This is a genomic window from Peptococcus simiae (assembly GCF_046569735.1).
GTDB classification, from domain to species: domain Bacteria; phylum Bacillota; class Peptococcia; order Peptococcales; family Peptococcaceae; genus Peptococcus; species Peptococcus simiae_A.
This window is the reverse complement of the sequence record NZ_JBKICG010000003.1, coordinates 18,054-40,846: the sequence shown is the minus strand read 5'-3', so window position 1 is coordinate 40,846 and position 22,793 is coordinate 18,054. Positions and strand designations below refer to the sequence as shown.

Annotated in this window: 15 protein-coding genes, 1 tRNA gene and 1 riboswitch; of the genes, 13 read left to right on the top strand and 3 right to left on the bottom strand. The window is 48.8% G+C overall.

Features of this window, described 5'->3' with window-relative positions; all coding sequences use genetic code 11:
• Nucleotides 1–34 precede the first annotated feature (34 nt).
• The 8 genes from iadA to ACLGL1_RS01865 all read left to right on the top strand — a co-directional run bounded on the left by iadA (nt 35) and on the right by ACLGL1_RS01865 (nt 15,728).
• A complete protein-coding gene (gene iadA / locus ACLGL1_RS01900) occupies nt 35–1,165 on the top strand; it encodes a beta-aspartyl-peptidase (protein WP_411007101.1) in 1,131 nt (376 codons plus the stop codon).
• A gap of 64 nt (nt 1,166–1,229) precedes the next feature.
• Nucleotides 1,230–2,603, top strand: a complete 1,374-nt coding sequence (gene nhaC, locus ACLGL1_RS01895) for a Na+/H+ antiporter NhaC (protein ID WP_411007100.1) — start codon at nt 1,230–1,232, stop codon at nt 2,601–2,603.
• A 12-nt stretch (nt 2,604–2,615) separates the two neighbouring features.
• Nucleotides 2,616–3,068, top strand: a complete 453-nt coding sequence (locus ACLGL1_RS01890) for a hypothetical protein (protein ID WP_411007099.1) — start codon at nt 2,616–2,618, stop codon at nt 3,066–3,068.
• A 254-nt stretch (nt 3,069–3,322) separates the two neighbouring features.
• A riboswitch (glycine riboswitch) is annotated at nt 3,323–3,415 on the top strand.
• A 138-nt stretch (nt 3,416–3,553) separates the two neighbouring features.
• Nucleotides 3,554–4,918, top strand: a complete 1,365-nt coding sequence (locus ACLGL1_RS01885) for an alanine/glycine:cation symporter family protein (protein ID WP_411007098.1) — start codon at nt 3,554–3,556, stop codon at nt 4,916–4,918.
• A gap of 415 nt (nt 4,919–5,333) precedes the next feature.
• A complete protein-coding gene (locus tag ACLGL1_RS01880) occupies nt 5,334–5,573 on the top strand; it encodes a ferrous iron transport protein A (RefSeq protein ID WP_411007097.1) in 240 nt (79 codons plus the stop codon).
• Nucleotides 5,557–7,569 (top strand): ferrous iron transport protein B, encoded by a 2,013-nt coding sequence (gene feoB, locus ACLGL1_RS01875; protein ID WP_411007096.1) that lies wholly within the window; start codon nt 5,557–5,559, stop codon nt 7,567–7,569. Before ACLGL1_RS01880 ends, feoB begins: the two co-directional genes overlap by 17 nt.
• A 12-nt stretch (nt 7,570–7,581) precedes the next feature.
• Complete coding sequence (locus ACLGL1_RS01870) at nt 7,582–7,818, top strand: FeoC-like transcriptional regulator (protein ID WP_411007095.1); 237 nt, start codon at nt 7,582–7,584, stop codon at nt 7,816–7,818.
• Between the two features lie 425 nt (nt 7,819–8,243).
• Nucleotides 8,244–15,728 (top strand): S-layer homology domain-containing protein, encoded by a 7,485-nt coding sequence (locus tag ACLGL1_RS01865; RefSeq protein WP_411007094.1) that lies wholly within the window; start codon nt 8,244–8,246, stop codon nt 15,726–15,728.
• Between the two features lie 151 nt (nt 15,729–15,879).
• On the opposite strand, the gene ACLGL1_RS01860 is transcribed toward ACLGL1_RS01865, so the two are convergent.
• The 3 genes from ACLGL1_RS01860 to ACLGL1_RS01850 form a co-directional block, all read right to left on the bottom strand.
• Nucleotides 15,880–17,346, bottom strand: a complete 1,467-nt coding sequence (locus ACLGL1_RS01860) for a helix-turn-helix domain-containing protein (RefSeq protein WP_411007093.1) — start codon at nt 17,344–17,346, stop codon at nt 15,880–15,882.
• Nucleotides 17,347–17,528: 182 nt separating this feature from the next.
• Nucleotides 17,529–18,620 carry a redox-regulated ATPase YchF gene (ychF, locus tag ACLGL1_RS01855; protein ID WP_411007092.1) on the bottom strand — a complete coding sequence of 364 codons (1,092 nt, stop codon included), beginning with the start codon at nt 18,618–18,620 and terminating at the stop codon, nt 17,529–17,531.
• Nucleotides 18,621–18,692: 72 nt separating this feature from the next.
• Nucleotides 18,693–19,601, bottom strand: a complete 909-nt coding sequence (locus ACLGL1_RS01850) for a LysR family transcriptional regulator (protein ID WP_411007091.1) — start codon at nt 19,599–19,601, stop codon at nt 18,693–18,695.
• A gap of 116 nt (nt 19,602–19,717) precedes the next feature.
• Here ACLGL1_RS01850 and ACLGL1_RS01845 point away from each other — a divergent pair, with 116 nt between their 5' ends.
• The 5 genes from ACLGL1_RS01845 (at nt 19,718) to ACLGL1_RS01825 (ending at nt 22,776) form a co-directional block, all read left to right on the top strand.
• A complete protein-coding gene (locus ACLGL1_RS01845) occupies nt 19,718–20,248 on the top strand; it encodes a YbaK/EbsC family protein (RefSeq protein ID WP_411007090.1) in 531 nt (176 codons plus the stop codon).
• Nucleotides 20,249–20,405: 157 nt separating this feature from the next.
• A complete protein-coding gene (locus tag ACLGL1_RS01840; RefSeq protein WP_411007185.1) occupies nt 20,406–20,948 on the top strand; it encodes an adenine phosphoribosyltransferase in 543 nt (180 codons plus the stop codon).
• Between the two features lie 66 nt (nt 20,949–21,014).
• Nucleotides 21,015–21,085 (top strand) — tRNA-His (locus tag ACLGL1_RS01835).
• Between the two features lie 69 nt (nt 21,086–21,154).
• Nucleotides 21,155–21,955 (top strand): YmdB family metallophosphoesterase, encoded by an 801-nt coding sequence (locus tag ACLGL1_RS01830; RefSeq protein ID WP_411007089.1) that lies wholly within the window; start codon nt 21,155–21,157, stop codon nt 21,953–21,955.
• A complete protein-coding gene (locus ACLGL1_RS01825; protein WP_411007088.1) occupies nt 21,952–22,776 on the top strand; it encodes a ubiquinone/menaquinone biosynthesis methyltransferase in 825 nt (274 codons plus the stop codon). Before ACLGL1_RS01830 ends, ACLGL1_RS01825 begins: the two co-directional genes overlap by 4 nt.
• Nucleotides 22,777–22,793 lie beyond the last annotated feature (17 nt).

Below are 22,793 nucleotides of genomic sequence, written 5' to 3'. Positions count from 1 at the left end.
AACAGGACTGCTGCTTAAGAAAGGGGTAGGATCTATGATTTGTATAGAAGGGGCAAGGGTATATGCCCCTCATTCTTTGGGAAAAAAGAATATTTATATAGCTGGGGAAAAAATCATAGGCCTCAGTCATCATCAGCCGGCGAAATCTTTAGAACAGGTGATTTTTGCAGAAGACCTTATAGCCATTCCGGGATTAGTTGACCTACATGTGCATATTACCGGCGGTGGTGGTGAAGCAGGTATGATGTCACGGTCGCCTGAGCTTAGCCTAGAGACGATGATTCGGGCTGGGGTTACAACGGTTGCTGGCCTTTTAGGTACAGATACGGTGACAAGGTCTCTGGAAAATTTACTTGGTAAAGCACGGGCCCTTAGGGAAGAAGGGGTTAGTGCGGTTATTTACACCGGTGGTTATGATTATCCATCGCCGACCTTAACCGGAAATATTCGGAGAGATATATTCCTCATTCAGGAAGTTCATGGTGTTAAGCTGTCTTTGGCTGACCACCGCTCCAGTTATCCTCAAAGTATAGAAATAGAACGACTCCTTTCAGATGTCCGAGTGGCTGGTATGCTGAGGAATAAAGTATTTCAGCTCCATGTCCATATTGGCGATGAGGAAGAAAAATTATCCTCCCTGCTTGATATTGCCACACGACGCCCTCAACTGAGCACCCATATCACAGCGACTCATCTGAACCGGTCTGAAGCGGTATTTGCAGATGGCTTAGCCTTAGTCAAGGCTGGTGCCAATATGGATATTTCAACCGGCCTGTCGTCCGATAACCTGCATGTGGATACCCTTTCGGCAGAAGAGGCTGTGAAAAAATATGTAGACTTAGGTCTGCCACTAGACCAGCTGACCCTTTCCAGTGACGGGAATGGGAGTGCAGCGGAATATAATGCGGATGGGACCGTGGCAGCCTTTAAAATATCTCGCCTAGACAGTCTTTTGAAAACATTCCAAACCCTGGTCAATAAGGGCTATTTATCCTTTTCGGATGCACTTGCCCTCGTCACTGCTCAGCCGGCTAAACGTTTAGGTTTAGCCTATAAGGGAAAAATAGCCGAAAATATGGATGCAGACCTTGTCCTCTTGAGAAAAGATCTGAGCCTGTATGGGGTCATGGCTAGGGGCAAGTTGATCTACCAGGCAGGGGACTGAAAAACATCATGAAATTGAGGTGAAAGTATTGACATCCTTAGAAAACAATCATAGAAAACCCGCCTTGGCTTATGCAGTCATATCCCTGGTGACCATTGTTTCACTTATGGCCATTGGCTTACTTGTTTTTAAGGCAAATATCCAATCCCTGATGCTTTTGGCTTGGGTTGTCATGGGTTTTTTTGCTATGCGGTTAGGCTGGTCTTTCGAAGAATTGGAAGGGGCCGCCTTTCGGATGATCCACCAGGCCCTGCAAGCGACCATATTAATGGCAGCTGTAGGGGTCTTGATTGCTGCTTGGATCAGCGCCGGTACCGTTCCGACGATTATTTATGCTGGTCTAAAAGTGATTTCGCCCAAGTTCTTTCTCCTGACGACAGCCCTCATATGCGCCATTACCTCAACTGCAACGGGGTCTAGTTGGACAACGATGGGGACCGTAGGCTTGGCCATGCTCGGTGTCGGTATAGGATTGGGCATTCCGGTAGGCTTGACGGCCGGCGCCATTATTTCCGGTGCTTACTTTGGTGATAAGATGTCCCCCTTGTCTGATAGCACCCTTTTAGCTGCAGCCGTATGTAAAGTGCCTATTTTTACCCATATCCGTCACATGATTTATACCACCGGCCCGGCCATGCTCATTGCCTGTGGCTTATACACCTTTTTAGGGTTTAAGTATGCCGGGAATGCCTTTGATCATGCAGACGTGAATGCTATTTTGACGGGTTTTTCCTCACTATTTAAAATTTCCTGGATAACGATTTTGCCCGCCTTTGTTGTCCTTTTTATGATTTACAAAAAATACTCTGCCGTATTCTCTATCCTTTTAGGTGCCATCGCAGGGATGATTATAGCCGTTCTTTATCAGGGGGCCGATTTGCAGACGGTCTTGGCTGCAGTGTGGTCTGGCTTTGAGCCGGATGCGTCAGATGAACTCATGATTTCCTTCTTAAAGCGTGGCGGGATATCCAGCATGATGAGCACCATTGCCCTTATGCTTTTTGCGCTCGGCCTAGGTGGAATGATGCGAGAAACTGGGATTTTGCACGTTATTCTTGAGCACCTGGCCAAGGGGATCAAAAGCGTTCCGCGCTTGGTGGTATCGACGATGCTAACGAGCTATTTCGGCTCCGCAATATCGGGGTCCATGCACTTTTCTGCTGTGATTACAGGTACGCTTTTTGAAGAGCTCTATGAGAAGTTCAACCTAAAAGCAGAAAACCTGTCACGGATTATAGAGGACTGCGGCACCTTAGGTGCAGCCCTTATCCCCTGGTCAACGAACGCCGTTTTTGTTATGGGCATGTTAGATGTCAATTATTTACAATACCTACCTTATGCTTTTTTGAACTGGATTGACCCGCTCATCTCTCTCTTTTTGGGGGTGACAGGTATTGCTATGACTAAAATAGTCGCTCAAGAGAAAAAGATAATGTAGGAGATGGTATGAATGAGACAGACAGAACTGACCTTTGAAATTATGCTGCGGCCGGAATGGCTCAATGGGAGTGGCACCTACCATGGGGGCGAAATGCTTAAGTTGATGGATGAGCTTTGTGGCAGCCTAGCCACGGTGTATGATCCGCGAACTTATGTCACCGGATTTATTCATGGGGTAAGCCTAACCGGTTCGCCGACCGTGCGGAATATTATTCGTGGATATGCGACCATATGCTATACAACGCCCCGCACAGTTGCCGTGGAAGTCACCTTATATTACCGGAAACGGTCTGAAGCGAGAGATAAAGAGAGGGTCTGTGCCCACGGTTATTATATCTTTGTTGGGATAGATGGTGACGAGCCTATTGCACCCTTCGAACCGGTAGATCCAGGCAAAGCAGCAGGCTTAAAAAAAGAGCTGGCTGCTTATCTTAAAGAAAGCCGGCAACTAGTAAACGGTTAGTGGCTACAACACAGAAAAATAAGAATAAAAAATGCTAATAAAACCCATAAATCTATAGAAAGCGCCGTGGACACCTGCTTGTGGAAATTTCCTTGAACTCATCAATCAACATGTTATAATGCAATCAGTCAAAACAACTGAATATAATTTGCTTAAGGTCTTAAGCGGTTCAGATGAAAGTTGCAGGAAAAAGTGGCTATACACTTACCGAAGGATTGACGATCTCAGGTGTCCGTCAGGACAAGACTGTAACCGGATGATGGTCTGGAGAACTCATTGATTTGAGTACCGAAGGTGAAAATGCCTATAGGCGTGAATCTCTCAGGTAAAAGGACAGATAGGTATAAAGATCATAAGGTTCTTTATGTTGCCTGTTTTTTATATATCCTAAGAGTGAAAGACGCTTGTCTTTCACTCTTATTTTATCTAGGCCCCTTAAGCGGCTTATTTGTTCAGGGAAATTTATAGGAAAGAAGGAGTCGTCAGTGGCGTTTTTAGATGGAATGGTACAGGCAATAAGCGGTGTACTCTGGGATTATTTATTGATTTTCTTATTGGTTGGGACAGGGGTTTATTATACTGTCCGCTTAAAGTTTGTTCAGGTACGGTATTTTGGCCTGGGCTTGAAAAAGTTATTTGGCAGTTTTTCCTTCCATGGGGGGAAGCAGGAAGGCGGCTTAACCTCCTTCCAGGCCCTGGCAACGGCTATTGCCGCCCAGGTTGGGACAGGGAATATTGCCGGTGCAGCCACAGCCATTGCCTCCGGTGGGCCCGGGGCCATTTTCTGGATGTGGGTGTCTGCCTTCTTTGGGATGTCGACCATTTATGCCGAAGCCGTCATTGCTCAAAAAACCAAAAGAGAGCTTCATGGTAAGGTGGTTGGTGGTCCGGCTTTTTATATTCAAGAAGCCATTAAGGGGAATCTTGGGAAGTTCCTGGCCGGCTTTTTCTCTATTGCCATTATCTTAGCCTTAGGCTTTGCCGGGAACATGGTCCAGGCCAATTCCATCGGGGCGGCCTTTAACAGTGCCTTTGGCGTGAACCCGATCTTAGTGGGTGTTGCCTGCGCCCTGATCGCCGGCTTTATCTTTATCGGTGGGATTCAACGGATTGCCAGTGTCACAGAAAAAGTGGTACCGATTATGGCTCTCTTTTACGTCATTGGCTGCCTGGCCATTCTGGTTATGTGTGGGGGCGGGGCTGTTGCCGAAGCCTTCCGTGAGATTTTCGTTTCCGCCTTTGCACCGCAATCAGCTGCCGGTGGGGCGCTTGGTGTAACGGTCCAACAGGCGATCCACTACGGGGTGGCCCGGGGCCTTTTCTCCAACGAAGCTGGGATGGGGTCCACTCCTCACGCCCATGCGACCGCCAAGGTCAACCACCCGGCGGACCAAGGGGTTATCGCTATGATTGGCGTTTTTATCGATACCTTTATTATCTTAACCATGACCGCCTTGGTCATCGTCGCAACTGGCGCCTACAAGATGGACTTGACCGGCGCTGCCCTCAGCCAAGCGGCCTTCAATAGCCAATTTGGTGACCTGGGTATGATCTTTATCGCCATTTGCATGCTCTTCTTCGCCTTTACCACGATTATCGGTTGGTACTACTTTGGTGAAACCAACGTCCGTCGGCTTTTTGGCGAAAAAGCCATTAGGGTCTACGCCCTCCTCGTGGTTGGCTTTGTCCTGGTGGGTTCAGCCCAGGAAGTCGACTTTGTCTGGCACTTATCTGATATGCTCAATGGCCTCATGGTCCTGCCTAACTTAGTGGGTCTTCTGGCTTCTTCGGCCATTATCATTAAGCTGTCTAAGGAGTTTGATAAAAAACAAAGAGATCTGCGGAACTAAGCCTTTATTAGATGTATAAAGAGGGGCTGTGTCAGAATGAGTAAAATCATTCAACACAGCCCCTGGATTGCAGACAAACTTAGCCCTAATTGATTTATAAAATTCTCCTTAGCTATATATTATAAGCTTACATGGATATATCCATAAACAAAGTCCCTCCTCATTTTTTGAGCCGGGACTTTGTTTGTTAGAGGGGCTATTTTGCAACAGCCCCTTTTATGAGCTTTTTACTCAAAAGTAGTAGAGGCTTGCCTACAGGAGAAAAAAGTGTATACTATAACTAATGAAGACGTGGGCGGAGGGGCTTTGGCAGCCATCCACGTTTCTTTATAGGTTTGAGTTAGCTATAGACAACAAAAATGCGATTAGAAAGTTTGTAACTGAACTGAATGAAGTTACTAGAAGGAGGTCTTGTATGCAGAAATTGACTGAACTCCAGGAGGGGGAAAGCGGGCGGATTGTTGGTATAGAGGGAGACCGGCGGTATTTATCGCGGGTTACGTCGATTGGTTTAAACTATGGTTGTTGGCTGGAGATGGTTCAAAATGTAAAAAACAGGCCGCTCTTGGTTTATGGTCGTGATACGATGATTGCCCTGAACCGGGAAGAGTCGGAGCGGATCCGGGTAGAGGTGGGTCATGATGAAAGCGAGTAAGACCATTGCCCTCCTGGGCCAGCCCAATTCAGGGAAGTCGACGGTTTTTAACCAACTGACTGGGGGCCACCAGCATGTGGGCAATTGGCCAGGGAAAACAGTTGAAAAGGTGGAAGGGGTCTTTACTTTTAAGGGGCAGGCCTACTCTATTGTGGACCTGCCGGGGACCTACAGCCTATCGGCTCATTCGGATGAAGAAGTGGTGACCCGGGACTATATTGCTTCGGGCGCAGCGGACCTGGTTTGTATCCTGGCGGATGCCTCCCAGTTGGAGCGGAGCCTCTTTATGCTGGCTGACTATGCGGGTATCCGGATGCCGGCCCTCTTGGTGCTGACCATGATGGATGTGGCCGACAAGCAAGGGAAGCGGATTGACTGCGATAAGCTGGCCAAGAAGTTGGGTATCCCGGTCCTGCCCCTGGTGGGGACTGATCCGACAAGCTATGAAGACCTTTATTTGGCCTTGGAAGAAGGGATTTCTAGGCCCCGCTACCTATCAGAAGAGGCCCTGGTGGCCTGCTTTCAGACGGGTAGTCAGAAGGCGGCCTATGCCCAGGCCTTAACCATGGTGCCGGCAGAGGGGTTGGCCCTTTACTCACCGGCCTGGCTGGCGACCAAGCTCTTGGAGGGGGACCGGCTCATTGCTGAGGCCCTGGACCAGGACGGAAACCGGGATGTCCAGGCCTTTTTGGCAGCTAACCCGGATGGGAGCCTTTACACCGGCGACTGCAAGTTTGCCTGGATTGAAGCCCTTTTGGCCGACTGTGTGGACCGGTCCCAGGGCCGGCGGCGGGTCCTGGGCCGGTTTGATCGCTGGGCTATTTCTAAAAAATGGGGCAAGGCCATTGCCATAGGGATTGTCCTCCTGGGGGTCATGGCCTCCATGCTGGTGGCGGCGCCGATTATGGTCCTGGGCGGCGGCCTTCCCCTGCTCTTAAAGCCCTTGGTTATCCAGACGGGCCTGCCCCCGGTCCTGACTTCCTTTATCAACGGGACCCTGATGACGACGCTTGGCTGGGTGGCCTCCATGGCCGGCTTTGTCTTTGGCATCAACCTGGTCTTTGGCCTTATTGAAGAGGTGGGCTATATGGCCCGGGTATCCTATGTCTTTGACCACACCATGAACCGGCTGGGTCTCCAGGGCAAGTCCATTATGCCCATGTTGGTTAGCTTTGGCTGTACCATTGGCGGGGCGGCCGGGACCCGGGTCATTGATTCCTATAGCCAGCGGATTTTAACGATTGCTCTGGCCTGGGCCGTTCCCTGCGGGGCCACCTTCGCCGTGGTGCCGACCCTGGCCACGGCCTTTTTTGGCGGTGTCGGCGGTTTTCTGGTGATGGTCCTGATCTTTATCATTATGTTTATCCATATCAAGGTGACGGCCCTGGTCTTCGGCCGGACCCTGAGCCCGGTGGCAGACCGGACAGGGATTATTATGGAGCTGCCGCCCTACCATAAGCCCCGTTGGAAGGGGCTACTGAAGACCACCCTGGTCCGGTCTTTCGATATCTTTAAAAAAGCCTTTGTGGTCGTCTTTTTTGTTTCGGCCCTCTTCTGGGCCCTGACTTACTCGGCTGACGGGGATATGACAGGGACGGTCCTATACCGGTTTGGCCAGTCCATTGAGCCGGTGACCCGCTTTTTCGGGATGGGCTGGCAAACTTTCCTGGCCTTCCTGGCCTCGATGATTTCGAAAGAGGCAGTCCTGGGCGTGACGGGGGTCCTCTTTTCCCATACCGGGTCAATTTTTGAGGCCACCACCGGCGCCGGGGCAGATGCCCATATTGGGAATCTGCTGGCGGCTTCGATTTCCAAGGCCGAGGCCCTGGCCTTTATTATTGCTGTGACCTTTAATGTGCCCTGCCTGATGGCCTTGAATGCGACCTTGCACGAAACCCATTCGGCAAAGTGGACCCTGCGGATTGCCCTCTACTATGTGGCAACGGCTTTGGTCCTTGCGGCCTTGACCTACCATGTTTCAAGCTTATTTTTCTAAAGGTGGGATCTTATGTCTGTACTGGAATGGATAGCCCAGCCCGGCCTGCATGCGCCCCTGGAAGTAGCGGAGGCCTTGGGCATGTCCCTGGAAAGGGTCGAGGCCCAGCTGGCCTATTATGAACGCCTGGGATATATAAAAAAAGTGACGCCGGCCACTGGCTGCGGGAAGGCCTGCGCCTCCTGCCAGGGCTGTGGCTTAAAAAAGAAGGACCAGCCGACCCCGGCCTACTGGGAACGGGTTAGGTAAAGAGCGGACCTTTCGGTACGCCTGAACCGATATAGCTAAAATGATTTCCTAAGGAGCAACCCGATAAAAAAGTCTTCTGACTTGTTTTATCGGGTTGCCTTTTTGTTTTTCCGAGCAAGTAGGCAAATGGCAGTAAGCCAGACATCCTGGAGATAGACCTTAATCACTTGAAATAGAATCTTGAAATTCAAGTATTATTTATGGATGTATCCATCAGGAATATGGAAAGAAAAGCTTATCTTAAAGAGGTATTTTTTCGCTTCTGTAAAAAGTAAAACAATAATATTGAAAAACGAGAGCGCTTTTACTTTAATGAATATTTTTGTAGTAAAATGCTTACCATATCTAATAGGAATGATTAGCAACATCTGTAACCTGCTTAGGTATGATTGCCTTGTTGTGCTGGATGATTTTAGGAGGAAAAAATGGCAGATAAGAAAGGAAATACGAAGGGGATAGTCCGGAAGACGGTGACCATTTCTTTAGCGGCAGCACTTATTTCGGGACCGATTTTTAGCGATGCAGCTGTATGGGCTAAGGATCCCGCTCCTGTAATTTTAGGTGCAGGGAATGGGGTGAATTTAGCGCCGGCTAATACCAGTCTGGCTTACCCGGCTAATATAGTTAATGTTCTTAATTGGGATAAAGACGAAATGTCTGAAAACGACGTGAACTATTGGGGTATCAGCCAAGCCAATCCAAAGCAAAAACTCGTTAGAGTCACCACCTCGGACCCCATCGAAATCGTGGACTTCACCTATGAAGGCACTTTTGTAGACGAAGAAGGCAGAACAAACTTAAGACTATCTTATATGGAGAAATCTGCGGCGGTTTCAGCTGTTTGGAAACAAGCCCTCTTTAGATTTGACGATGACTTATACAACGCCATCGACTGGGAAAAATCTAAAGGTATTACCGAAAAAGGTGTAGCATATAAGTTTACAACAGCTCCTGGCAAGAATGAAAAATTGTTGTCTGTTGCAGAGATGATTGCAACTAGAACGCAAAATAAGAACAATTTGCCCATTAACCTTGTGTTAAAAGAAAATGTAAACTTAAATACCCTGGCTAAAAAGAACTATCTCATTCAAATGCGGTTAGTCGATGCAAAAAACCAACGGATTTACGCCTTTGCGCCGGGGAAATCCTCTCTCGACTATTCGACTTATACGAGAACCACATCGGTCTCTTTAGAAGATAAGATCGACACCCTATTTAAAAAGGGCCCCATGCAAAAGACAGGGGATTATCTCGCCGTGCAACGGTCCTTCCTGTCTGAATTTATCGCTAACCCAGACGGCTATGTGGATTCTTCGAACTTAGGTCTTGTTAGAACCCAATACCAAGGGGAGCGTGGATCTGCACCTGGGAATACAACCGATGGCAAACCGACGGGATTTGCCCAAGTCTTTGACGCTAGATTTGTTCAGTACTTTAAAGAAGATCCCCAAGGTAATATTGCCTATACCAACTTATTAAAGTCCGATAGAACAGAGTACGACAAGGACGTTCGCGTGCCTATTAAGAGAGATGACATCAACTATTCTCCGGATAAGAAGCTCGCCTACATTGTTATCGGCGAATCGAACTTTACCAAAGATGGCGTTAAAGTCGTTTCTGTCGATAAGATGAATAAAAAAATTAGCTTAGATGGTTTTTATTTCACTGCCATCGACTACGTCGTCGATAAGGAAAAATTCCAAGAAACTTTTCAAACCACGGGGACGACAAAGGTCAACTTCTCGACCATGACCGGCTGGGTAGAAACCAATCCTAAGGGTTGGAGCATCTTCGAAAAAGACTATGATAATGATTATGTCGTTCCGGCAGGGGAATCCTACATTGTGGATACAACACAACAACCTGAAAGCAATCAAATTATGATTCAAGCAGGCAATCCGGAAGAAGCCCTTCTTAGACGTTTCCAAGGATATTACGCAGGTTACAAAGGTTCTGACGCTGGATTTGAAAGAATTACCAAACTAGCTGATGGCGTATTTGAATTTAGCTTACGCGAAGGTGCTAAGATTTCTAATGGCGAAAAATTAAGAATTTATATTCCAGATTCAGAAAATCACCAAGGACCTTTAAACTTTATGGAAATGAAGAATGGGTCTAAATTAAATGGTGGTGCGGCGACCTTAAAGCTTGAAAAAGATAGAAATATCAATATGCACCTTTATAAAGCAGGTCAAAAAGGTAGCTTTAAGCTAAAATATACCCTCGCCAATGGTACGCCTTCAGAACTAGACTTCACACCGAAAGCAATGTGGAGTTATAGTGACAAAGATGGAGTAATGACGGGAGTACCCAATAAATCAATCACATCAACTGGTGGGAATTTCTGGATCAATACGAAAAAATTACAACCCGGTACGGATATTATCGTCGAGGCCTATGATGAAAATGGCGTCAAACAAGAAGATTTGACGTCATCGTTTAAGTATAAGGAATTAAAGAAACTGGACGAAAACTATACCGGTATGGCATGGGTCGATCATACAGAAGATTTGTCTCAAATTGGGATTGAAAAATCGACTTATGTTCCCTACCAAGACATTTACACCAACGATTACGCCGATGGCACCGACGATTGGTATAAAGATCCCCGCGTAGAAACAGACGGGGCCAAGTTTATGACCAAGACGGCCCATATTCTCGGCTTCTCAAAATACGAAGGCGCAAAAGTCAGAATGCGCTATATTAATCCGGAAAATATTACCTATGTAGGCAAGGCCGACGCTGAAAGCAATGAGTACAATAAAAATGGTGAAATTGTCGGAAAAGACGTCACCAAGACGGTGAACGTCCAAGGCACAGACCACGACGCCTACCTGTATGATATCGACTTGGCACAGCTCAGCGAGTTTAAAGATGGCAGCGGCATGGCAGGCGGATTTGAGCTTAAAAAAGATATGAAGCTTATCTTTAATGCGTCTAACGGTTCTGCCCTTCCCTCCGACTGGATTGAGTCCAGAGTCAAGACCAGGGTCTTATTTGATACCACAGAGGGTGCTTTTGCAGATAGCAAAAAACAAGCGGTTAAAGTCGTCCCCGACAACGAAAAATTCTTTGAAGAAGACGGATATACAGCGAACGGCTTTGAAGGGGCAGGGGCAAATACTGCAACCGGCGATAAATTCCCTGAAGCACCAACAGCAGATGGTAAGACATTCTTAGGTTGGGCAACAGAAGCTGGAAAGACAAAATTAGGAAAAACCGTGGTTAAAGCGGCGGATTACGATGCCTTGACGGAAGCTGAAAAATTCACATCCACCACAGCTGTACCGACCCACCAAGTCGTCTACGCCATTTGGTCGGAAGAAAAGCTCCTGACCTTTGACGCCAACGGCGGTACTTTTGACGACGGCAACAAAACCAAAACCGATGATATTACCGACGGTGTAACGCCACCAGCAAACCCGACACTAGCAGGCAAAGAATTTAAAGGTTGGGCAAGCACACCAGGTGCGACCCAACCCGAAGACGGAATCCTCAACAATGTCACCGCAGCAAAAACCGTTTACGCCGTTTGGGGCGATCCTGTTGTTCAAAAGGATAACGAAAAGTACAAAGCCGAATACGCTACCACAGATCCGGTAAAAGTAGGGGAAGCGGCACAATCTAACTACCCGAATTTTAAAAAGACCGAGGGCGGAGATGCTGTAAAACCGCAAGGAACGACCTTTAAGTTAGGAGAAGGTGCACCAACAGGTGCAACCATTGACGAAAACACAGGGATTGTTACCTACACACCAGTTGATGCTGATGCAGGTAAGACGGTAGACATTCCCGTCGTCGTCGTATATCCGGATAAATCTGAACAAGCGGCCACAGCGAAGATTGCAGTAGAAAAAGACACCAAACTTGACGTCAAAGCACCAGCGAAGACCGAAGTTAAAAACCCGGCTGCCTTAACAGACGAAGAAAAACAAGCGGTTAAAGATGCCATTAAGGAAGCCAACAAAGACCTAGGCTTAACCGACGATGACATCGACGTGAAAGCAGACGGTTCCGTCATCGTCACCAAAGACGGAAAAACCGGCGAATTAAAACCGGAACAAACCGTTACCGAAAGCCAAAAACTTGACGTGAAAGAACCGGCCAAAACCGAAGTTAAAAATCCGAAAGCCTTAACCAACGAAGAAAAAGCCAAAGTTAAGGAAGAAGTCAAAAAAGCCAACAAAGACCTCAGCTTAAGCGACGATGACATCGACGTCAAAGCAGACGGTTCCGTCGTCGTCACCAAAGACGGAAAGACTGGCGAATTAAAACCGGAACAAACCATTACCGAAAGCAAAAAGCTTGACGTTAAAGAACCGGCGAAGACAGAAGTCAAGAACCCGGCTGCCTTAACCGACGAAGAAAAACAAGCGGTTAAAGATGCCATTAAGGAAGCCAACAAAGACCTCGGCTTAACCGACGGTGACATCGACGTCAAAGCAGACGGTTCTGTCGTCGTCACCAAAGACGGCAAGACCGGCGAATTAAAACCGGAACAAACCGTTACCGAAAGCCAAAAACTTGACGTCAAAGCACCGGCCAAAACCGAAGTTAAAAATCCGAAAGCCTTAACCAACGAAGAAAAAGCCAAAGTTAAGGAAGAAGTCAAAAAAGCCAACAAAGACCTCGGCTTAAGCGACGGTGACATCGACGTCAAAGCAGACGGTTCCGTCATCGTCACCAAAGACGGCAAGACTGGCGAATTAAAACCGGAACAAACCATTACCGAAAGCAAAAAGCTTGACGTTAAAGAACCGGCGAAGACCGAAGTCAAGAACCCGGCTGCATTAACCGACGAAGAAAAACAAGCGGTTAAAGACGCCATTAAGGAAGCCAACAAGGATTTAGGCTTAACCGACGGTGACATCGACGTCAAAGCAGATGGTTCCGTTGTTATTACCAAAGACGGTAAAACTGGCAACTTAACCCCAGCTCAAACCGTTCAGGAAAAAACGGGTGAAAAAACCTATAAGACAAAGTGGGTTCAAGAAACTAAAAATGGCGTCATCACATTAAAAGAAAAAGATGGCAATCATCCGGACAATGATGGCATATCCGACCTTGAAGGTTATGAGCTTGTCCGTACAGATACTAAAGAAGAGGGCAATACTGTAACAATTACCAATGTCTACAGGTTACAATTGGCTTCAAAATTCTTAGGTCTTGACGGGCAAAATGTCAAAGAAGCTGAATTAGGGTATGATAAAGAGAACCCCAGTAAAGCGGATGGCTATACCTTCTTGTTTGATGAAGGAACAAGCACACAAGAAGTTGTCCAAGGGAAAAAAGCGTATATCGTTAATAGAATTTATGCTAAAAACCCGGAAATGGTAGAAGTCGCAAATCCTGACAATTTAACTGGACCTGAACAAGAAGCAGTTAAAGCAAAAGTAAAAGCGGCAAACAAAGATCTTAAAGATGATCAAATTGCAGTAGACAATAAAGGGAATGTGACCATTACAAGAGGTGCTAATACAGGACAGTTAGGCACGGACTTAACTGTAAAAAAAGATACCACTGCACCAGCTGCACCTACAGTCGTGGCAAATGACGACGGTTCTGTCACCGTAACACCACCTGCTGACAAGGATACTGACGTGGTGATGATCACTTATACTGATGAAGTGACAGGAACGGAAGGTACTGTTGCGGCAACAAAAGATGATCAAGGCAATTGGACTTTACCAAAAGATTCCGATTTAACCATTGATCCGAAAACTGGTGTCGTTACCATTCCAGCAGATAAGGTGAAAGACAATACAGAGGTCAAGGCTGTTGCTCAAGATACGGCTGGTAATACTTCAGACGAAGGAAGAGCAACAGTAGCAAAAGCGGAAACGATAGCTGAGAAAGTTAAGAGATTAAAAAAATTACAGTTGCCTGAAAAAACAATTGTTAAAGATGTAAACAATGTAAGTGACCAAGAAGCATCGCAAGTTGCATTAAAAATTTCAACTAAGAATAGAGACCTTATAATTGAGTTTGAACAATTTGATGTTTCAATAGGAAAGGATGGAACTGCAACAGTTACTTTTGCAGATGGAAGCTCTTTGACTATCCCAGGCACTGATTTGGTAATAGCTAAGGATAAAATTCTTGACGTGAAAGAACCGGCGAAGACCGAAGTCAAGAACCCGGCTGCCTTAACAGACGAGGAAAAACAAGCCGTCAAAGATGCCATTAAGGAAGCCAACAAGGATTTAGGCTTAACCGATAATGATATCGACGTCAAAGCAGACGGTTCCGCCGTCGTCACCAAAGACGGAAAAACTGGCAACTTAACACCAGCTCAAACCGTCACGGAAAGCACGAAGCTTGACGTCAAAGAACCGGCCAAGACCGAAGTTAAAAACCCAGCCGCATTAACGGACGAGGAAAAACAAGCCGTCAGAGACGCTATCAAGGAAGCCAACAAGGATTTAGGCTTAACCGATAATGACATCGACGTTAAAGCAGACGGTTCCGCCGTCGTCACCAAAGACGGCAAGACCGGCGAATTAAAACCGGAACAAACCGTCGAAAAGAAAGAAACAATTGCGGATAGAATTAAGCTCGTATTACCGGAAAAAACGGCAGTTGATGATGTAACTAATTTGACGGAAAGTGAAAAACTAGAAGTTGTAGGCAAATTAGTTAAAAAGAACCTGCATCAAGTGAAGGAATTTGGTGATTTTAGAGCAGTCGCAGGTGCTGATGGAACGACAACCGTAACCTTTGCTGATGGCAGTTCTTTAGAAATTCCTGGCACTGCGTTAGTAATAGCTAAAGATGTATTAGACGTCAAAGAACCGGCGAAGACCGAAGTCAAGAACCCGGCCGCCTTAACGGACGAGGAAAAACAAGCAGTCAGAGACGCTATCAAGGAAGCCAACAAAGACCTAGGCTTAACTGACAATGATATCGACGTTAAAGACGATGGTTCCGTCGTTATCAGCAAAGACGGCAAGACTGGCGGATTAAAACCGGAACAAACCATTAGCGACAGCAAGACAATTGACGTCAAAGAACCGGCGAAGACCGAAGTCAAGAATCCATCCGCATTAACAGACGAAGAAAAACAAGCAGTCAGAGACGCTATCAAGGAAGCCAACAAAGACCTCGGCTTAACCGATAACGACATCGACGTCAAAGACGATGGTTCCGTCGTTATCAGCAAAGACGGCAAGACCGGCAACCTAACCCCCGCCCAGACCATCCGTGAAAAAGCCACATCACCAGGCACCCCCGGTGGTGGTTCCAGCTTTATCATCCCCAAAGATGACAAAGGCACAGTAGAAGAGCTGAAAGACCACAAGGCCTACATCTTTGGCTATGAAGATGGCACCGTCCGGCCCGATGGAAAGATTAAGCGGGCCGAAGCAGCCGCCATGGTCGCCCGCCTAATGGGCTATGACCTATCAGATGTCAGCAAACCAAAATTTGCCGATACCAACGGCTGGTACAACAATGTTATCAACGCAGTCGTCAAAGCTGGACTCATGACTGGGTATGAAGACGGGTCCTTCCGGCCTGATGCCCCCATCACCAGAGCAGAGTTTGCCAAAGTCATCCAGAAGATTGACAAGCAAAATACCACCGATAACCTTCCCTTTGCCGACGTCCAAGGCCACTGGGCCCATCAAGCCATCACCCAGGCCTACGCCAATGGCCGGATTAGCGGCTACCCCGACGGCAGCTTCAAACCGGAACGAAAGATCAGCAGAGCAGAAGCAGCCAGCATCCTGAATGCCGTATTCGACCGGAAGGTCGATAAGGAAGGCCTGGCAAAAGTGGATGGAAAGGTCAAGACCTTCTCTGATTTGCAGGAAGGTCAATGGTACTACTATGACATGGTAGAAGCCATCAATAGCCATGCCTACCACAAGGCTGACCAAGCAAAAAGTGAATCCTGGCAGAAAGTAAAATAATCAAGTGTAAGAAGGAATGGGACAGGGTTGCTGTCTCGTTCCTTTTTTGTTCAATAGCACTTAGAAAAAAGAATCCCCTATAGCAAACCGGCCCAAGCTGGTCTTGGGCCGGTTTGCTATAGGGGATTCTTATGCTTGGTCAGGCGTTTAGTTAGGGGGAAGGAGAAGTGGTTTTATCCAATATTTCTAAGGCGAGGAGTTTAGAGGCGATGAGGGATTTGATATCCTCTATAGAGATATTGCGGACGTAAGTTGTTTGTTGTAGGGCAGCTAGAAGCTGGCTGATGAAGCGACAGACAGAGGGGTCATAGGAAACCAGGTACTTGAACCTGGTGGTATCAAAGGGGTCTAGTTTTTTCATGATAAAGCTATTTTTTCTCAAGACAAAGGACATATAGTAGTCCCAGTTAAAGTTGGTCATATACTGGGTATCAATTACCGCATAAGTATGGTGGTCTAAGTGGGTCAGTTTTTCTTTAAGGGATTTTAGGTAGCGTCTATAGGCCGGTTTGGGGAGGGTCAGATAGTAGGGCCCTACAGAGACCTTTCGACTTTCTATAGAGGCCAAGAGCGATGAGACATTAAAGGTAATCTCATAATGCTTATTGGAAAAGGCATAGCCTTGCAAGGCCAAGAGGTTATCCAGGATAGCCGCTTGTTTTTGGTTGACCTTATTTTTGCTGAGCACCTGCTTCAATTGGAGGGTGTCACTCAAGCAGCCGTCAATATAAGAGGTGAAGATTTTAGCTTTATCGTCGGCAAGGTTTTGTTCGTATTGGGACTTTTCAAAGGCGAAGTTATCAATGGTTTTTACTAAGGGGCTGCTGTACCTGAAGAGGCGGTTATTGTTGCGGTTCAGGTGCTTGAGTAAGTCCGGATTTTTAGAGAAGGTAATCATCAGGGGCTGGCCATCGTAAAAGGATTGGAAAAAGACGACGAACTTATTCTTCACATAGAGGTAGGGACTCCCTGCTGGTGTATCGGTATAGGTAAAAATATTTAAGTCATAATAAGATAAGAGGCCCAGGGCCTTGATGTAGCATAGCAGATCTTCTTGTTCAGGGACCCGGGGGAGGGCATTTACTAATAAGTTTAAGGTAATAGGAGCCTTTAGGCCGAAGAGCCATAATTGATCAAACCAATCCAATAAGGAGATGGATTGGTTGGTGGGCAGGGTAGAGTACATTTCGATGTGATCGAGCTCCAGGTCTGCAGCAAAAAGGGTATATAAAAAGCCGGCTATTTTTTTCTTGCCTACGATAACCTGATGGTCTTCCGGGGCCTCAAGGGGCGGAACATTGGATTTTTTGTAGGCCTCAAAATAAGCTGCCGTAAGGCTGTTATAGAGGGATTTATTCAGCATGGATTGGGTGGAGCAATTGGCATTTTTGGCTAAGATGACAGAAAGGGTATCCTTTTTATCGGAGTCAAAGAGGATGCTGGAAAACAAGGAGGCCAGCTCATTGTGAATGCCGGAAACGGAGGAGATGGAGGGGATTGACTTGCCGTTAATCCACTTGCTGATGTAAGAAACATCATAAAATAAAAGGTTGGCAATGTCTTGCAGCTTTTGGTCAGATGTATCAATCAGCCTTTTTAATAATTTTGCGTACTCCATACAAGGTGCCTCCTAGATTGGCAAGAGAGGGGTGCAGGTAGTTATGGTCCCTTGAGGGATAATAGCTATTATACCATGATTGTCCTGAGCCTGTGTCCTGATTATTATTTGGTAATAGTCAGGTTGGTTAGAAAGTGGTGGATAGTAAAGAAACCGTCCTCTAGGGACGGCTTCTGCAAAAATTACACGTTAAATAAAAATTCGATGACATCGCCGTCTTGGACGACATAGTCCTTGCCTTCCAGGCGGAGCTTACCGGCTTCCCGGGCCCCGGCCTCACCCTGGTAGTGGATAAAGTCATCATAGGAGATGACCTGGGCCCGGATAAAGCCCTTTTCAAAGTCGGAGTGGATCTTGCCGGCGGCGCCGGGGGCCTTGGTGCCCTTGGTGATGGTCCAGGCGCGGGTTTCCTTTTCGCCGGTGGTCAGGTAGCTGATCAGGCCGAGTAATTTGTAGCTGGCGGCGATGAGCCGGTCCAGGCCGCCGGAGGAAATGCCCAGGTCGTCTAAAAATTCCTGGCGTTCATCATCGTCCAGCTCGGCGATTTCCTGTTCTACAGAGGCGGATACGACGAAGACTTCAGACCCCTCCTGGGCAGCGTGGTCGCGGACAGCAGCTACGTAGGCATTTTCCTCAGCCAAGTCATCTTCGGCGACGTTGGCTGCGTAGAGGACGGGCTTGGCGGTTAAAAGGTTGAGCCGGTCAATAAAGACCTGGTGGTCCGGGTTATCCGGTTCAAAGCTGCGGGCACTTTGGCCGGCTTCTAAGTGGCCATAGAGGGCCTTTAGGCAGCCGTCTTCAGCAATGAGGTCCTTGTCCTGGGTCTTTTGCCCCTTAGCCGTCCGCTGGAGCCGGCGGTCAACAGCCTCCATATCGGCAAAAATCAGTTCCAGGTTGATGGTTTCAATATCCCGGACGGGATTAATATCGCCATCTACATGGATGATGTTGCTATCGTCAAAGCAGCGGACAACGTGGACGATGGCATCTACCTCACGAATGTGGGAAAGGAACTGGTTGCCCAGGCCTTCGCCCTTGCTGGCGCCCTTGACCAGCCCGGCAATATCCACAAATTCAATGACTGCCGGCAGGATTTTTTGGCTCCCACTAATGGCGGATAGCTTATCTAACCGTTCATCCGGTACGGTAACAATCCCAACATTGGGGTCAATGGTGCAAAAGGGGTAATTGGCCGATTCTGCGCCGGCCTTGGTTAGCGAATTAAAGAGGGTACTCTTGCCGACGTTCGGCAGACCGACAATCCCTAGTTTCATCTATACTTCATCCTTTCAACGTGAGGCATTCTATCTCCTGGTTATTATAGTAGACGGCTGAGGCTTTTGCAATTATGGCTTGGCGGTTGGGGTCTCTTCGCCGAGGCCTTCCTGGGCAGCTTGTAGGTAGCTGATAAAGCGCTCTACAGCCGGAGATTGGCGCCGGCTGGCCTTGGTGGCCAGGACAATTTGCCGGGTTAGGGTGGTGTCCAGGTCCCGGGCCACCAGCCGGTAGGGGGACCGCTCCAAGACCAGCTGGGGCACAATAGAAACCCCGATGCCGCTTTCAACCATGGCCATAATGACATAGTCATCATAGGTGGTGAAGCGGACATTCGGCGTGAGTCCATTGGCCTCAAAAAGGACGGTTACCTCGGAGGTTTTGCCTTCCTTTTCCCAGAGGAGGAGGGGTTCCTCACTCATGGCCTTTAAGGAAACCCTTTCACAGCTGGCCAAGGGGTGGTCCGGCGGCAGGATGGCGATGAGGTGGTCGTGGCCGAGGGGGATATAGTCGAAATTGCCCTCATAGGGCAGGCGTAAAAAGCCACAGTCAACGCTGCCCTCATTGAGCCACTGCTCCACTTCCGGGTAGTCACCCAGCATGATTTCATAGTCAATGCCCGGGTAGTCGGCCTGAAAACGCTGGATCAGGGCCGGGAGCCAGTGGATGGCCACACTGGTAAAGGTGCCAATCCGGATATGGCCACTTTCGACCCCATGCAGGCGTTGGACTTCATCCTGCAAGTCATCATAATCTGCCATGAGGGCCTTGATATAGGGCAGGAGTTGCTGGCCCTCAGGGGTCAGGGATAAGGGGAGGGTGGTCCGGTCCAAGAGGGAGACCTGCCATTCCTTCTCCAGGTCGGCAATCATCCGGCTAATGCCGGATTGGGAGTAATTTAAGGCATCTGCTGCCCGGGTAAAGCTCCCGGTGTCTACGGTCTTCAGCAGGGCCATGTATTTCGATAAGTTTTTATCCATTACCAGCACCTCATGATAAAAATGCATAGTAGCAATGCTAAACATTCGTTTTCTTAATGCACCCATTTATGATAAAGTAAATACAGCAAGAAGACAAGGGGAAAGGAGCATGCGGTATGCTTGTCAGCAATCCTGTCACCACCCCACCCGCCGGCCCTTTAACGCTGGTTCAAAAGCGGATTTACGCCCTCTTAGAGGAGCTGGAGATGCCCTACCAGCGGGTGGCCTGTGAAGCGGCCATTCGGATGGAGGACTGCACTGTCATTGAAGACCGCCTGGCCACGAAGGTCGTCAAGACCCTCCTCCTGGCCAACCGGCAAGAGACGGCCTACTACCTTTACGTGCTGCCGGGTGAGGCCCCCTACAAGGCTTCGGCCTTTAGCCAGGCCCTGGGTGTATCCCGGGCCCAGTTTGCCAAGGCCAGTGCCCTCCAGGCCCTCCTGGGGACGGAAATTGGCGGGACCACCATTTTAAGTGCGGTCTGGCCCGCTGCCAGGGAAGTCCAGCTGGTCATTGACCAAGCCTGCCTGGCTGCCCCCAGCTTGGGCTGTACAGATGGAACTCCGACCGGCTATTTGAAAATAGCCAGCCAGGACCTGCTCAACTTATACTTACCGGCCTGCGGACGGCAAGTGACCCTTATCTAAGACCGCAGATGAAGATACCCCCTCTCGTGAATTGGTGCATGGGAGCACTTGAGGGTTCAAGTGAGCACTGAGTCACGTTCTGCCTTATTGCCTGCTGGCGGTAAGGCTTTTTTTATGCCCAGACTGGCCGTTGCAGGGGCTTTTGTCATTTGATATGATGGGGGCAGAGAGGAGTGGTCCTGTGAAAAGAACCCTTGAATCATACTACACCACCATTGAAGATTTCCCGGCGGAAGGCATCTTATTCCGTGATATTACCTCTGTTTTAGGGGATGCTGACGGCTTTAAGCTGGCCATTGATGAAATGCTCAAGGCCATTGAAGGCGAAGCCATTGATGTGATTATTGGGATTGAGGCCCGTGGCTTTATGTTTGCCCCAGTCCTGGCCTACGAGTTAGGTAAGCCCTTTGTGCCGGTCCGAAAGGCAGGTAAGTTGCCCCGGGAAACGGTGTCAGCCACCTATACCCTGGAGTATGGAGAAGCAACGATTGAAATGCACGCCGATGCCTTTCCGTCCGGGGCCAAGGTTTTAATTGTAGATGACCTCATCGCAACCGGGGGTACCGCCAAGGCCACGGCCCAGATGGTTGAAGAATTGGGTGGGGTGGTATCCTCTTTTTTATTTGTATCTGAGCTGACCTACCTGAATGGCCGAGACCTTTTAAGGGACTATAAGGTGCGGAGCCTGGTCACTTTTTAAATATTCATTTTATTTTATAATATTGCCATTAGTGAAAGATACTGCTATAATATTGGTAAGTCGAAAGGAAATGTGGTGAAATGGTATCACGCTAGGTTGTGGCACCTAGGGTGCAGGTTCGAATCCTGTCGTTTCCTAACGTCGACGCACTCGCCGTATGGATGTGGGTGCGTTTTTTTGTTGGCAGATTTATAAGGAGGCGCCCGGTGAGGCTGTTATTTATAGGAGATATGGTAGGGCCGGCATCCATCGACCTGGCAGAGATGGCTCTGCGCCGGTTACGGCGAGAGGCCGCCTTTGACCTGGTCATTGCCAATGGGGAGAATGTATCCGTCAGGAACGGTTTGGCGGAATCAGAATACCGGGCCCTGCTAGCCATTGGGGTGGATGTGGTCACCTTGGGCAACCACGCCTGGGACAACCGTGATATTTATAATTATATCGACGATGCCGGCCGCCTGGTCCGCCCCTTCAACTATCCGCCGGGTACACCCGGAAGGGGCTGGTGCCTAGTCGATACAGGCAAGCACCAGGTGGCGGTCCTGGCGGCCATGGGCAATGCCCTCTGCTCAGCCCTGCCTTCTCCTTTTTTAGGCATTGAAGGGGTCCTGGCGGAAATCAAGGCCGAGGGCATCCGCCACATTGTGGTGGATATCCATGCCGAGGCCACGAGCGAAAAGGTGACCCTGGGCTATTTTCTGGACGGTCAGGTGAGTGCCGTCCTAGGTACCCATACCCATGTGCCCACAGCAGATGCCCGGCTCTTGCCGGCCGGCACCGCCTACCAGACAGATGTGGGAATGACCGGCCCCTATGAAAGCGTCATTGGTCTGGATATTGACCTGGCTAAGGCCCGGTTTACCACCCAGCGGCCCAGCCGCTACCGACAGGCCCCGGCTTGGCCCGGGGTCTTTCATGCGACAGAGGTGGGCTTAAATGGGGCCGGTCAGGCGGTAGACATCCAAACCCACCAGTTTATTCTCAATGAGGAAGGAGGCTTATTGTGAACGGTGCAGAAAAGGCATCCTTTGTGAACCAAGTATTCGATACCATTGCCGGTGACTATGACCGGATGAATATGCTCATGACCTGGGGCATGCTACCCATGTGGCAGCGGCGGGTCATGCGTTATACGGACCTGCCCTTAGCTGGCCGCGGCCTGGATGTGTGCTGCGGAACAGGCGAAATGGCCTTCCAAATGGCCAAGCTGGCCGGCCCCTACGGGGAAAGCGTCGGCGTCGACCTCTCCCGGGAAATGCTGGCAGCGGCCAAAGAAAAAAAGGCCCAGCGCCAGGTTGAAAACATCAGCTTTAAAGAAGGGGATGCCCTCAATTTGCCAGTATCCACCGGCTCTTTTGACGCAGCCACCTGCGGCTACGCCCTGCGGAATGTGACGGATATTCCCCGGGCCATCCAGGAAATGGCCCGGGCAGTCCGCCCTGGCGGCAAGGTGGTCTGCATTGAAGTGAGCCGGCCCCTCTTCCCGCCGGCCCGGCTATTTTTTAACTTTTATTATTACAAGGTGGTTCCTTGGTTGGGGGACCGGTTAGTCAGCCGCCGGCTGGTCGGGGACCAGTATAGCCCCTACGCCTGGTTGGCCGAATCCCTCCGGACCTTCCCCAACCGCCGGACCATTTGCCGCTATTACAAGGAAGCCGGCTTGGTGGATGTCCACACCCGGTCCTGCGGCTTTGGAGCCACGACGATTTACGTTGGCCGCAAGCCGACTAAAGAAGAAAGCCTCCAACCGGCGCCGACGGTCATTGACCGGGTCCTAGGGCCCATCGTTCAGTTGAAAAATAAGTGCCTTTCCTGTATAAAACGTTAAAAAAGGTCTGTGTCAGA

Bases quoted from the DNA above. Each gene is read 5' to 3' on its own strand.
- iadA (WP_411007101.1), top strand. From the start codon at position 35: ATGATTTGTATAGAAGGGGCAAGGGTATATGCCCCTCATTCTTTGGGA.
- ACLGL1_RS01890 (WP_411007099.1), top strand. From the start codon at position 2,616: ATGAGACAGACAGAACTGACCTTTGAAATTATGCTGCGGCCGGAATGG.
- ACLGL1_RS01880 (WP_411007097.1), top strand. From the start codon at position 5,334: ATGCAGAAATTGACTGAACTCCAGGAGGGGGAAAGCGGGCGGATTGTT.
- feoB (WP_411007096.1), top strand. From the start codon at position 5,557: ATGATGAAAGCGAGTAAGACCATTGCCCTCCTGGGCCAGCCCAATTCA.
- ACLGL1_RS01870 (WP_411007095.1), top strand. From the start codon at position 7,582: ATGTCTGTACTGGAATGGATAGCCCAGCCCGGCCTGCATGCGCCCCTG.
- ACLGL1_RS01865 (WP_411007094.1), top strand. From the start codon at position 8,244: ATGGCAGATAAGAAAGGAAATACGAAGGGGATAGTCCGGAAGACGGTG.
- ACLGL1_RS01860 (WP_411007093.1), bottom strand. From the start codon at position 17,346: ATGGAGTACGCAAAATTATTAAAAAGGCTGATTGATACATCTGACCAA.
- ychF (WP_411007092.1), bottom strand. From the start codon at position 18,620: ATGAAACTAGGGATTGTCGGTCTGCCGAACGTCGGCAAGAGTACCCTC.
- ACLGL1_RS01850 (WP_411007091.1), bottom strand. From the start codon at position 19,601: ATGGATAAAAACTTATCGAAATACATGGCCCTGCTGAAGACCGTAGAC.
- ACLGL1_RS01845 (WP_411007090.1), top strand. From the start codon at position 19,718: ATGCTTGTCAGCAATCCTGTCACCACCCCACCCGCCGGCCCTTTAACG.
- ACLGL1_RS01840 (WP_411007185.1), top strand. From the start codon at position 20,406: ATGGGGGCAGAGAGGAGTGGTCCTGTGAAAAGAACCCTTGAATCATAC.